Below are 11,262 nucleotides of genomic sequence, written 5' to 3'. Positions count from 1 at the left end.
TGAGCAGGAGCGCCAGCACCGCCATGAACACCCCCGCAACAGTTACCTGGACACATAGCGGCCTGGACCGGACGGCGTTGTGGTCCTCGGCCAACGCCGCCCCGCCGCCGAAGAACATCGTCGAGGTCGACGACTCCCTGGGGGCCGACGAGGCCTACCGGATGGCCACCAATGGCACCGGCATGCTGTTCACCGGGGACTACCACAACGCCCGCCAGCTGCTGAGCGCCATCGCCCGCCGCATCCCGGCCGGGACCAAGGCCAAGCGCAACGCGGCGGCCCCCACCACCGCCGAGCGTTTCTACAAGTACCGCCAGGCACGCACGCACCGGGCGCGGATCCTGTCCATGCTGTTGGTCCCGGTGGGCCCCGGACCCGCCGTTACCTTGCGCCGCGCCCCGGATGTCACCGAGGCCTGGACCAACGCCTTCGGGCCCGTGGCCGAACCCGTGGTGGTTTCGCTGCAGGAACTGCTCGGTGCCATCGGCGCCCAGCAGTGGCGCAGCACCGGGCTGCACGTCCCGGCGCTGGATGCGAGGATCCACCCCCACTACGGCACCTTCGCCCCGGTGCGCGGCGAATACCTGGACCTGGTGGCGCGCGCCGAACTTCCCGGCCTCGGGCTGGCCTTCGACATCGGCACCGGAACCGGGGTGCTGGCGGCAATCCTGGCCCGGCGCGGGGTTGCCGAGGTCATCGGCACCGACTCGCAGGACCGGGCCGTGGCCTGCGCGCAGGCGAACCTGGCGGCGCTGGGCCTGGGGGACCGGGCGCGGGCCGTGAAGCAGGACATGTTCCCCGAGGGCCGTGCGGACGTCGTGGTGTGCAACCCGCCGTGGCTGCCGGGCACCCCGCAGACACTGCTTGACTACGCGGTCTACGACCCCAAGTCGGCGATGCTGCGCGCCTTCCTCGCGCAGTTGCCCGACCACCTGGCCGAGGGCGGGCAGGGCTGGCTGGTCATTTCCGACCTGGCCGAGCGGCTGGGGTTGCGCACCCGCGGGGAACTGCTGGGATGGATCCAGGACGCAGGCCTGGTGGTGCTGGGCCGCGACGACACCGTCCCCGCCCACGGGCGGGCGGCCGATGCCTCGGACCCGTTTCACGTGGAACGCTCCGGCGAGGTCACCTCGCTGTGGAAACTCGGCGTGAGGTAGCCGCCCCTCCGGGTCGCGGGGCAAAGGGGAAGCGGGCAGGGGACTTGAGTCCCCTGCCCGCTTCCGTGGTCTTGTGCGTGGTTGGCGTGCCTAGATGCCGATGGCCTGCTCGATGACGCCGATGCCGAAGAACAGCACGAAGGCGCCTGCGACGGCCCACATCAGCGGGTGCACCTCGCGGGCCCGGCCCTGGACGGAGCGGATGAAGACGTAGGCGACGAAGCCCGCCCCGATGCCGTTGGCGATCGAATAGGTGAACGGCATCAGCACGAACGTCAGGAACGCCGGAATGGCAACGCCCCAGTCGCTCCAGTCGATCTTGGACACGTGCGAGATCATCATGAACCCGACGACCACCAGGGCCGGCGCGACGGCCTCGAAGGGCACCAGGTGGATCAGCGGGGTGAGGAACATTGCGGCCAGGAACAGGACACCGGTGACGATGGAGGCCAGGCCCGTGCGGGCGCCCTCGCCGATGCCGGCCCCGGATTCGACGTAGATCTGGCTCGAGGAGCCCGAGGCGCCGCCGCCGACGACCGCACCCATGGCGTCAACCAGCAGCACCTTGTCCACGTCCGGGATGTTCCCGTTCTCATCCACCGTGCCGGCCTCGTTGGCCAGGCCCACCATGGTGCCCATGGCGTCGAAGAAGATCGACAGCAGGATCACGAAGGCCAGCAGCAGGGCGGAGGTGGCGCCCAGGGTGCTGAAGGCGCCGAAGACGTTTGCCTGGCCCACCAGGGACAGGTCGGGAAGCGCCCAGGTGGGCATCGAGGGGGCCACCAGCGACCAGCCCTGCGGGTCCGCCGTGCCGGTGGCCGCGTCGAAGGAGGGGCCGATGTCGAAGACGGCCTCGAGGATGTTTGCCAGGATCGCCGAGACCACGATGCCGATGAGGATAGCGCCCTTGGTCTGGCGCACCACCAGGGCGATGGTGAGCAGCAGGCCAACGATGAACACCAGGATCGGCCAGCCTACCAGCGAGCCGTCAAAGCCCAGGCCCACCGGGACGGTGGTTCCTGCGGCGTCGGGGACGCGGCGCACGAAACCCGCATTGACCAAGCCGATGAGGGCGATGAACATGCCGATGCCGACCACGATGGCCGACTTGAGGCTGGTGGGGACCGCGTTGAACACGGCGGTCCGGAAACCGGTGAGCACCAGCACCAGCATGGTGACACCGGAAATGATGACAAGACCCATGACGTCGGGCCAGGTGAGTCCCGGGTTGGCGGCAACAGTGACGGCGATGAAGGCGTTGACGCCCAGTCCGGCGGCCATGGCGAACGGGTGCTTGGCCCAGGCCCCCATGAGGATCGTCATGATGCCGGCAACCAGCGCGGTGACGGCGGCGACACGGGCCGAGCCCAGCGCGTCGCCGTTGGAGTCGGCACCGGAAAGAATCAGCGGGTTGAGCACCACGATGTAGCTCATGGCGAAGAAGGTGGCGAAGCCGCCGCGGATCTCCCGCGAGTAGTTCGAGCCGCGTTCGGTGATCTTGAAATACCGGTCCAAACGCGACAGGTCGGTCCTTTGGGGGAGGGTTTTTTCCTGAGGGGGCATGTGGGAATTATAGTGCGGGTTTACGCCGCTAGGCGAAAAAACCGGGGAGAAATGCGCCACGCTCGATTGCGGATAGACCCACGTCACACTGTGGTGAACAATGGGAGTACGGGACCTCGTACGGGGGAAGCCCGGGAGGACTCAGACCGTTACACGTAGGAGTGAAGACGATGAGCGAAAACACCAAGTCCCAGGGTGGCGCCGAGGTCATCGAAGGAATCGTTGTCGGCGTCGACGGTTCGGACCAAGGCCTTTGCGCCCTGAAATGGGCGGCACAGGAAGCCAAGCGGCGCGGAAGCGTCCTGAATATCGTGACCGCGTACACGATCCCGGTTTTCGCCGCGTCCTCCATGGATGCCGGCTATGCCACGCTGGATGACCAACTGATCCGCAACGGCGCGGAGGAGGTCGTCCGCCAGGCACGGGCCACGATCACCGACATGGACATCACGGTGCGCACCTACATCGAGTCGGGCGATCCCGCCGGGGTACTGCTGGACCTGAGCCGCCAGGCCGAACTTGTCGTGGTCGGAACCCGCGGTCGCGGAGGCTTCGTGGGCAGGCTGCTCGGCTCGGTTTCCAGCGCGTTGCCGGCACACGCAAAGTGCCCCACGGTCGTGGTTCCATTGTGCGTGTCCAAGCGCGACGAGGATGCCACGATGGTCCAGGACCGGATCGTCGTCGGTGTCGACGGATCCGACCGGGCGCGCCTGGCGGTGCTGGTTGCCGCCGAGCTCGCGGCCTCCCGCGGCCTGGCCTTGCGCGTGGTGTGTGCCCTGGCCCCGATCAGCGGAGCGCTGGCCTGGATGCCGGCAACCGTTGACCAGGAGGCCGTCACCGCCGACGTGCGCCACCAGATGGGGATCGGCAAGGCCTGGCTGCAGAGCCTGTTCCCGGGCCTCGAGATCGAAACCGACGTCATCGACGGTGCCCCGGTGGAAATCCTGATCCGCGAATCCGAGTCCGCACTGCTGCTGGTCACCGGCTCGCGCGGCCGCGGCGGCTTCGCGGGGATGCTGCTGGGCTCGACCAGCCAGGGCGTGCTGCACCACTCGAAGGGCCCGGTCATGGTGGTCCCCGACGGGGACGACCCGCGTCTGGCCTCCCGCCAGGAATTCGAGGACAGGGCCAACGGCCTCTAGGCCTTTCGAGCTATCCAATGCGTGAGGGCGTGGCAACCATTGGTTGCCACGCCCTCACGCATAAGTCCCTGGTGCGGTGTGTTTCCTAGTAGCGTCCCGCGTAGGAGTGCAGGTTGTTGACGTAGCTCAGCGGCGTCACGGAGATGCCGCTGTTCGGGTTCCGCGCGTGCAGGACCTGTCCGCCGCCAAGGTAGATGGCGACATGGTAGAACGAGTTCCCGCCATTGGACGAGGAGAAGACCAGGTCGCCGGGGCGCAGCTGGCTCAGCGGGACCTTCGTCGGAGCGGCCGCATACTGCTGCGACGAGGTCCGCGGCAGGTAGATGCCTGACTTGGCGTATGCCGCCTTGGTGAAGGACGAGCAGTCGTAGAAGTCGGGGCCGTTGGCACCGTACCTGTACTGCTTGGATTCATCGTTGGCGATCATGCGGCCCCAGGAGAAGGCGGCGTTGTAGTTGCCGGACGACTGCGGCGCCTCGGGCTCCTGGGTGGGCTCGGGCTTGGGCTTGATTGACGGTTTCGGGGCCTGCGGAGCAATCGTCGGCTTGGGCTTCGGCTTGACCGTTTCCTTCGGGGCCTCGGGCTCGGGAGCCGGCTTGGGTTTGGGCTTCGGCTTGACCGTTTCCTTCGGGGCCTCGGGCTCCGGGGCCGGCTTGGGCTTCGGCTTGACGGTTTCCCGTGGCGGCTCGGGCGCGGGAGTTGGCTTCGGGGTGGCCTTGGGCTTCTCCTCGACGGGCTTGGCCGGTGCCGGTTCTTCGGTCGGCGGAATCGCGACGGTGAGCTGCGGGGCCTTGGGTGCGGCAGGCTTGGGAACCAGTGACTGGTTCTGCGGGCGTTCGGTGGGGACCTTGGGCGGGGCAGCCAGCGGCTTGATCTCGGGTGCCTGGCTCCGCGTGGCCTCAAGGGGCTTGGCCTGGGGTGCGTTCTCGATCAGTTCCTGGAGTTTCCTGGCCTCGGCCTCCGCTTCCTTGGCGGCAATGCGCTCGGCTTCCTCGCTGGCGTCGACCTCGTGCAGGTAGGCCAGTTGCCCGATGAGCTCCTCTCGGAGTTGTTCCTGGGGCGCAACGGAGGCCTGGTAGCTGGAAAGCGTCGACGAGGCGTCTGCCGCGGCGATTTGCTGGGCGGCGGTGGCTTCGTCGGCGGCCTTGGCCGCGGCAGCGGCATAGTCCTGCCATGCGGTCCACAGTGCTGCGGCGTCCTCGGCGTTGCTGACCGTCAGGGTGCGGTTGGCGCTCAACGCGTCCATGGTGGAGGCCTTGTACAGGACGTCGTTGTCCTTGGAGTCTTCCAGCAAGGTGACAACGCCCGGATTGATGCCACCGTTGCGGTACAGGTCCGAGGCCAGCGCCCCGACGTCCTTCTTGCTCGAGAGCAGGTACTCGGTGGCCTTTTCCGCCTCGGTGGCGGCTTCGGTGGCGGCCTGGGTGCGTTCGGCGAGCAGTTCATCGGCGGCCAGCAAGTTGTCCTGGGCGTCCAGGGCGGCGGCCTCGGCGGTGATGATGCCCTGGCGCCCGGATTCGATGCGGGCCTCTAGCTGTTCGACCAGCGCCTTGAGCGCCTCCGGATCGGACTTGGCGCTCTGCAACTGTGCCTGGGTGGGGAGCGCGGTGTTGGAAGAGCTGGGCTCCATCACGACACTAAGGGTTCTTGGTGCTGTAGGCGTTGCCGCTGCTGCCGGGAACGCGCCCGAAAAGCACGTGGCGGCCAATGCAATTGAGCAGGCGGCGACGCCCAGTGTTTCCCTGATTGCCATGCCGTGTTGTTCCTTACCTCGGCGATCGTTGTGCAAGTCCCGCAACAGATGCGGGAAATATGGCCGGAACGGTGCGGCCTGATCGCTGCTTCCTCTAGCACCTTATGGGAAAACTATTCACACTGGCAACACCAGTCACATCAATAACTACAATTACAACGGTGTAATTATTCGGTAATTTTCTCGGTTTTTTGGCGAATTTTCGAAATGGCCCAGCCTCCCTGGAACGGGTCGCCATAGGTCAGGGCGGAGTGTCGAGTCCCTCGCCTTTTAGCCGGACGTCCGCCGACGCCGGCCGATGGGGGCTATCGGGGGCGCGTGGTGGATATCGGAACGGGCCGGACCAATGCATGCCGACAACCCGGAAATGACGTTCGTTGGCGGGCAACGGGGGATCCCGTGTTGGCCGCGAGCGCTTTCCGCCCGGGCCGCTGGCCTAGCCCCACCCGAGATCGTGCAGCCGTTCGTCGTCGATGCCGAAATGGTGGGCAATCTCGTGAACGATCGTGATGCCAACCTCTTCGACAACCTGTTTCTCGGTGGAGCAGATCTCAAGGATTGCGTCCTTGAAAATGGTGATGCGGTCGGGCATTGCCCCTGCGTCCCATCCCGAATCGCGTTCGGTGAGGGAGATTCCCTCATAAAGCCCCAGCAGTTTGGTTGCGGGATCCTCGCCGGGCAACGGCTTGTACGCATCCTCGATGAAGATGGCGACGTTCTCCATCATGGACAACAGGGCCCCGGGAATTTCATCCAGGGCGCGTTCGGCCACACGCTCAAACTCGTCATCAGACATTTCGTACCCCATGCTTTGCACTCTACCTATTGCCTGACCGGGTTTCGAAGGCAGTTCAACGAGGTGAAGGGCGGGAAGCCGGGGCATAGGCAACTGTGCCGATCGTCACGCGCGCCCCGTTTTGCGCGGTGGGAAATTTACCTCTATAGTTATTTGAGTCCACTGCGGCGGAGTAATCCAACGCGGTGGTTCCTGGCCCCCATCGTCTAGCGGCCTAGGACACTGCCCTTTCACGGCAGCGGCACGGGTTCGAATCCCGTTGGGGGTACGCACGAAATCTGGATTTTGTTGGAGCGAAAAGCTCTGGTAGAGTTCTTGTCTTGTGAGCGAGGGAGACTTCGCGAATAAGGCCCTGTAGCGCAGTTGGTTAGCGCGCCGCCCTGTCACGGCGGAGGTCGCGGGTTCAAGTCCCGTCAGGGTCGCTTAGGTTTTCCGGTTCGCCGGAAGATCGGGTGATCATCTAGCCTGATGATGCCAGGCTCTGTAGCTCAGTTGGTAGAGCGTTCGACTGAAAATCGAAAGGTCACCGGATCGACGCCGGTCGGAGCCACCATCTAAAACCCCCTTGTTTTCAAGGGGGTTTTTGCTTTAACCAATCATGTTCGGAATCGTTCGCCCCTGCCGCCCCAGCGTCCCCGGAAAATTGCCGGCGGCGTCCGCGGAACCCCAACCCACCCGCCAATTCTTGCGATGTCCATCACAATCGGCTGTAGGCTGGGGGCGTACGCCGAGCATGGCGAGGCGAGCGCAGAAAGGACCGGACCCATGGATCGTGAACTTTCGGTGCACAACCTGCCCGAAACCGAAGCCAGCGGAACAACGAGAATCACCGACCTGGCCGTCGCCAAGGTCGCAGCGGCCGCCGCGCGCGCCATTCCCGGGGTGCATTCCCTGGGGCTGGGAACCTCGCGGGCGCTGGGCGCCCTGCGCGGCGCGGTGGGTTCCGCCACCGAGCCCGCGCATGGGGTCAGCGTGGAAGTCGGCACACGCCAGGTCGCGATAGACATGATGCTCACCGCGACGTACGGGTACCGCCTGCACGACCTGGCGACGGCGGTGCGCGAGGCTGTATTCAGCGCCGTCCAGGACCTCACGGACTTCGAAGTCATTGAGGTAAACATCGAAATCGGGGACGTGCATATTCCCGCCCCCGAGCCCGTATCCGAAAAACGGCGCAACGCGGCGGCGGAAGGGTTGGCATGAAAGCAACACTCATTGGCGCGCTCGTGGGGGCCATCCTGGCCTGGGCCGCACTTGAGCACGGACTGGGAGGCTTCCTCCTGATGGCATTGTTCATGTCCATCGGCGCCCTGCTGTCCAGGGTCGCCGGCGGGCGGGTCGACATGCGGGCAATCCTTGACGCCCTGACCGGGCGACGATCCTCGTCATGAGCCAGGGCGTCCCACCGGCGGTGCAGCAGGCGGCGAGTGTTCCCCGCGCCGGGCACACCCGGGTCAGCGCACAAGCGCTCACCGGCACCGCGCGGGCGGTGGCGGCCAGCGTCTTTGGCGTGCGCCCCGGACTAGTTCGGGCGTTTCTGCGCGACGATGCCGGCTACCTGGCGCTGACCGTCCACCTGCCACTGCCGTTGGCCGGGCCCACGGTGTCCCCCGGATCTACCGTCCTTGACCGGGTGCGCAGCCGGCGGGGCGAGATCGGCAAGCAGTTCAGCGAGTTGACCGGCTCCCTGGTCAGCCGGGTGGACGTGCGGGTCACCGGAATCGTGGACGCCGCCGCGGAACGGAGGCGCTAATGCGGGAGGACAACGCAGGCATCAGGGAACGAGAGCTCACCAGCGGCCGCTCACCGGCCGCCATCGCCGTGGCATTGCTCGCCCTGCTGGGCTGCCTATACGCCCTTTTGGAGGTGGCGCTCAGGGCCCTGGGCCAGGAAGCATGGCTGGCCGCCCCGGACACCTGGTGGCACTGGGGCTCGACGCTGCCCGGGCGCCTGGAGCCCGCGGCCCAGGTGGCCATTGGCCTCTGTGCCGCGTTCCTTGGCCTGGTGCTGCTGCTGCACGGGCTGCGCCGCGGGCGCCACGCCCGCCACGCGCTTGCCTGCGAGGACGGTGTCCTCGTCGTCGACGACCAGGTGCTTGCGGCGTCGCTGGCCAGGCGCGCACGCGCCGAGGCGGGCGTGGGGCCGGGCCAGGCACTTGTCACCGTGAACCGCGACCGTGTCGACGTGCAGCTGAGCCCGACCTCCGGCACGCCCATCAACCCGGCACTCGTCGTGGCCGGCCTGGAGGACGAGCTGCGCACCAACCTGGTCGAGCCGCTGCCGCAGGTCCACATCAGGGTTGCCGAACGCGGGGTGATCGGCCAATGAACCGCACTCCGCGACTCCTCAACCGGATCCTGCTCTCCATCCTGGGTCTGGCGCTGCTGGCATGCGGCGCACACCTACTGCTGGCCTGCATTTCGCCGGTCTACGCCGGCGGGTGGCGACGGGTCGCGGCCGACGTGGGTGCACGGGCCAACGACGTCCTTGCGGCCACCACCCTTCCGGGGCAGAGGGAATCCTGGTTGTGGATCCTCATCGCCGCCCTGCTGCTCTGCCTGATCCTGTTGGTGCTGTGGTGGATCGCGGTGCAGGGCCGCGGCCGCGGCGGCGACTACGTGTCGGCGTACTTCGACGACGAGCCCATGCCCGGGCGCGTCGAGATCTCCCAAACCGCGGTTGAGCAGGCGCTGCGGCATGTCCTGGGGCGGCGCAACGACGTCATCTCGATCGGAGTCAGTGTCTGGGAGCTGGAACCGGCCGCCGGCCTGCGGATCAAGGTCCAGCCGCGCAAGGGCACCGCTCCCGGGCCCCTGGGCCGGGACGTGGCCCGGGCAGCGCAGGTGGTCCAACAGGCCCTGGGTGTCAGCGGGCCCGTGGTGGTGTACCTGGCGGTGGGCACCCGTTCCCGTTTCGCCCGGGTCGAGCGCGTCCTGTAGCCGGGCTCGGCTAGCCCTGGTTCGCGATGACCGCCATGACCAGCAAGGCGGTGAACCCCATGAAGGGCAGGCAGAGCAACGCGTGCAGCCACTTGTGCTCCACCAGCACCGCCACGTACTCGCGCAGGAATGCACTGGGAAGGTAGTACTTTGCGGTGGGCGAGCCCACCACCTCGGCCTCGATTCCCAGCCGGCGGGCCAGCAGGGCCGCCCGCAGCACGTGGTAGTTGTTGGTGACAGCCAGCAGCGGCCCGCTGCGCCCGGCTTCCGCAAAGAGCTTCGTGGAAAACATGAGGTTTTCCTCCGTGTTCACGGCCTTGTCCTCCACCGCGACGTCATCCCGCGCGGCCCCGGCGCCAACCAGGTAGTCCGCCATGGCCACGCCCTCTGGCAGGGGCTCGTCATGGCCCTGGCCGCCGGAAGGGATCAGCAGCGGGCGGGGCGTGGTGCGGTGGTAAATCTCCAGCGCCTTGTCCAGGCGGCTGCGCAGCAACGGCGGGACCCCGCCATCGACCAGCCGCGAGCCCAGCACCACGATTCCCTGCGGCGATTCCTTGAAGGGCATGCGCCCGTAGACGACGGCATAGGCCAGGAAGACCACGAACACCACGCCGAAATAGCTGCAGAGGAAAAAGAGCAAGGCGGCCAGCCCGATCCCCAGGGGGCTCATGGTGAGCACCAGCAATAGCGCCAGGGGCGGTAACGCGACGAGCAGCAGCCCCGCCACAAGGGACAACAGGTTGCCCAGCCGCCTGCCTTCGGACTTGAGCATCACCGCTCCGTTGCGGAGCAGGGTGGCTGCCAGCGCCAGGATTGCCAGCGGGGCCAGTGCCAGGACCACCAGAAAAACGTATGACATGCCCGGAACCCAGCGGGAGAGCAGATTGCCGATCTCGATCAGGGCCAGGTAGCAGGCGGCCACCAGCACCACCCCGTTGCGCAGCATCCGGCGGTCGCGCCGGCGCAGGAGGAAATACAGGGCAAAGAGCAGCAACGCGGGGATGAACGACACCGTCCGAGACTATCAAGCGCGGGCGGCACCCCGGCCCGGGACGCGGACTAGTTGGCGCGCGCCAGCTGGCGAACCGCCAGCCACCGGTTCGAAAGCCGGCGGTAGGACGCGGCGGCCCCGGTCAGGTCGGATTCGGCCAGCGACTCGATGCCCAGACGCAGGTCGTGCGGTGAATCGTCGGGCCAGACCAGCGCCGCGATGCGCCCGTAGTCGAGCTCGACCACCGATTCCTGGTCAAAGAGCTGCAGCCATTCGCTCAGCGAGGCAAGCTCGTCCAGCAGGTCCATTTCCGGTGCATGGATGGCCAGGGTCGCCGCCGCATAGCGGACCCGGTCCAGGGCCTGGGGCAGGGGCGTGTAGATCCGGCTGGCGAGCAGCTCCTCGCCGTCCTCGATGACATCCACCTCGTCGTCCTCGTGCACCAGGATCAACCAGCCAAAGGGGATGCCCCAGGTCGCGGTGCGGGTATGCATGTGGGCCAGGTCGTCGGTGAAGCGCTGCCGGTCCACGCGCAGCGCGTTTGCCGCGCGGGCGGCGTCGGGAACCAGCAGTTCCAGCAGTGCCGGGCGCATGGATCCGTCGAGCTGTTCCGAGGCAAGGATGGTGCGGGTGGCCAGTTGGTCGGGGCAGTACAGGGTGTTGACGGTCCCGTCCCAGGAGGTGGTGACCAGCTTGCGGAAGGTCTCGTTGTGCAGGTGCGGGAACGGGTCGGAGGCCGGCCGGGTGAGGCGTTGCAGCGCCGCGGCGGCGCTCGCGTCTTCCATGGCCTCGCGGTTGGTCCGGCCGCTGGCCACCGCCAGCCGCTGGTCGGAATCCGAAAAGGCCCGCAGCGGCTCAAAAATGCGCAGGTAGGAGGTCGGCGGGAGGGCCCGCCGGTTAGCTCCGCTGACCTGCACCATG

Annotated in this window: 12 protein-coding genes and 3 tRNA genes; 10 read left to right on the top strand and 5 right to left on the bottom strand. The window is 67.1% G+C overall.

Annotated features, from left to right (window positions below):
- Window positions 1–23 precede the first annotated feature (23 nt).
- Window positions 24–1,157: a methyltransferase gene (locus KRR55_RS10075; RefSeq protein ID WP_217388945.1), complete on the top strand. Its 1,134-nt coding sequence runs from the start codon at window positions 24–26 to the stop codon at window positions 1,155–1,157.
- A gap of 90 nt (window positions 1,158–1,247) precedes the next feature.
- On the opposite strand, the gene KRR55_RS10070 is transcribed toward KRR55_RS10075, so the two are convergent.
- Entirely contained in the window at window positions 1,248–2,720 is a 1,473-nt protein-coding gene (locus tag KRR55_RS10070; RefSeq protein WP_217388944.1) for an NCS2 family permease, read from the bottom strand.
- 170 nt (window positions 2,721–2,890) lie between these two features.
- On the opposite strand from KRR55_RS10070, the gene KRR55_RS10065 reads away from it, so the two are divergent.
- A complete protein-coding gene (locus KRR55_RS10065) occupies window positions 2,891–3,862 on the top strand; it encodes a universal stress protein (protein WP_217388943.1) in 972 nt (323 codons plus the stop codon).
- A gap of 85 nt (window positions 3,863–3,947) precedes the next feature.
- Here the strand turns inward: KRR55_RS10065 and KRR55_RS10060 are convergent, their stop codons facing one another.
- Window positions 3,948–5,615, bottom strand: a complete 1,668-nt coding sequence (locus tag KRR55_RS10060; protein ID WP_217388942.1) for an NlpC/P60 family protein — start codon at window positions 5,613–5,615, stop codon at window positions 3,948–3,950.
- Window positions 5,616–6,051: 436 nt separating this feature from the next.
- Window positions 6,052–6,423, bottom strand: a complete 372-nt coding sequence (locus tag KRR55_RS10055; protein WP_217388941.1) for a metallopeptidase family protein — start codon at window positions 6,421–6,423, stop codon at window positions 6,052–6,054.
- 183 nt (window positions 6,424–6,606) lie between these two features.
- Between KRR55_RS10055 and KRR55_RS10050 the strand changes: the two genes are divergently transcribed.
- The 8 genes from KRR55_RS10050 to KRR55_RS10015 all read left to right on the top strand — a co-directional run bounded on the left by KRR55_RS10050 (window position 6,607) and on the right by KRR55_RS10015 (window position 9,350).
- A tRNA-Glu gene (locus KRR55_RS10050) sits at window positions 6,607–6,679 on the top strand.
- Window positions 6,680–6,759: 80 nt separating this feature from the next.
- A tRNA-Asp gene (locus KRR55_RS10045) sits at window positions 6,760–6,833 on the top strand.
- Between the two features lie 55 nt (window positions 6,834–6,888).
- Window positions 6,889–6,964, top strand: a tRNA-Phe gene (locus KRR55_RS10040).
- 212 nt (window positions 6,965–7,176) lie between these two features.
- A complete protein-coding gene (locus KRR55_RS10035) occupies window positions 7,177–7,614 on the top strand; it encodes an Asp23/Gls24 family envelope stress response protein (RefSeq protein ID WP_217388940.1) in 438 nt (145 codons plus the stop codon).
- Window positions 7,611–7,802, top strand: a complete 192-nt coding sequence (locus tag KRR55_RS10030) for a hypothetical protein (protein ID WP_217388939.1) — start codon at window positions 7,611–7,613, stop codon at window positions 7,800–7,802. Before KRR55_RS10035 ends, KRR55_RS10030 begins: the two co-directional genes overlap by 4 nt.
- The gene (locus KRR55_RS10025; protein WP_217388938.1) at window positions 7,799–8,164 is read left to right on the top strand and encodes a hypothetical protein; all 366 of its coding nucleotides are present in this window, start codon (window positions 7,799–7,801) and stop codon (window positions 8,162–8,164) included. Before KRR55_RS10030 ends, KRR55_RS10025 begins: the two co-directional genes overlap by 4 nt.
- Window positions 8,164–8,739: a hypothetical protein gene (locus KRR55_RS10020; protein ID WP_217388937.1), complete on the top strand. Its 576-nt coding sequence runs from the start codon at window positions 8,164–8,166 to the stop codon at window positions 8,737–8,739. Before KRR55_RS10025 ends, KRR55_RS10020 begins: the two co-directional genes overlap by 1 nt.
- The gene (locus KRR55_RS10015) at window positions 8,736–9,350 is read left to right on the top strand and encodes a hypothetical protein (protein ID WP_217388936.1); all 615 of its coding nucleotides are present in this window, start codon (window positions 8,736–8,738) and stop codon (window positions 9,348–9,350) included. Before KRR55_RS10020 ends, KRR55_RS10015 begins: the two co-directional genes overlap by 4 nt.
- Window positions 9,351–9,360: 10 nt before the next feature.
- Here the strand turns inward: KRR55_RS10015 and KRR55_RS10010 are convergent, their stop codons facing one another.
- Complete coding sequence (locus tag KRR55_RS10010; protein ID WP_217388935.1) at window positions 9,361–10,362, bottom strand: YdcF family protein; 1,002 nt, start codon at window positions 10,360–10,362, stop codon at window positions 9,361–9,363.
- Window positions 10,363–10,409: 47 nt separating this feature from the next.
- Window positions 10,410–11,261, bottom strand: a complete 852-nt coding sequence (locus tag KRR55_RS10005; RefSeq protein ID WP_217388934.1) for a DUF8083 family protein — start codon at window positions 11,259–11,261, stop codon at window positions 10,410–10,412.
- Between the last annotated feature and the right edge of the window lies 1 nt (window position 11,262).

This window comes from Paeniglutamicibacter quisquiliarum, from assembly GCF_019084045.1.
GTDB classification, from domain to species: Bacteria; Actinomycetota; Actinomycetes; order Actinomycetales; family Micrococcaceae; genus Paeniglutamicibacter; species Paeniglutamicibacter quisquiliarum.
The sequence above is the reverse complement of the archived record's forward strand: the minus strand, read 5'-3'. Positions and strand labels throughout refer to the sequence as shown.

Coding starts and splice junctions, on each gene's coding strand:
- KRR55_RS10015 (WP_217388936.1), top strand. CDS start 8,736: ATGAACCGCACTCCGCGACTCCTCAACCGGATCCTGCTCTCCATCCTG.
- KRR55_RS10065 (WP_217388943.1), top strand. CDS start 2,891: ATGAGCGAAAACACCAAGTCCCAGGGTGGCGCCGAGGTCATCGAAGGA.
- KRR55_RS10025 (WP_217388938.1), top strand. CDS start 7,799: ATGAGCCAGGGCGTCCCACCGGCGGTGCAGCAGGCGGCGAGTGTTCCC.
- KRR55_RS10035 (WP_217388940.1), top strand. CDS start 7,177: ATGGATCGTGAACTTTCGGTGCACAACCTGCCCGAAACCGAAGCCAGC.
- KRR55_RS10005 (WP_217388934.1), bottom strand. CDS start 11,261: ATGGTGCAGGTCAGCGGAGCTAACCGGCGGGCCCTCCCGCCGACCTCC.
- KRR55_RS10070 (WP_217388944.1), bottom strand. CDS start 2,720: ATGCCCCCTCAGGAAAAAACCCTCCCCCAAAGGACCGACCTGTCGCGT.
- KRR55_RS10020 (WP_217388937.1), top strand. CDS start 8,164: ATGCGGGAGGACAACGCAGGCATCAGGGAACGAGAGCTCACCAGCGGC.
- KRR55_RS10055 (WP_217388941.1), bottom strand. CDS start 6,423: ATGGGGTACGAAATGTCTGATGACGAGTTTGAGCGTGTGGCCGAACGC.
- KRR55_RS10030 (WP_217388939.1), top strand. CDS start 7,611: ATGAAAGCAACACTCATTGGCGCGCTCGTGGGGGCCATCCTGGCCTGG.
- KRR55_RS10060 (WP_217388942.1), bottom strand. CDS start 5,615: ATGGCAATCAGGGAAACACTGGGCGTCGCCGCCTGCTCAATTGCATTG.
- KRR55_RS10075 (WP_217388945.1), top strand. CDS start 24: ATGAACACCCCCGCAACAGTTACCTGGACACATAGCGGCCTGGACCGG.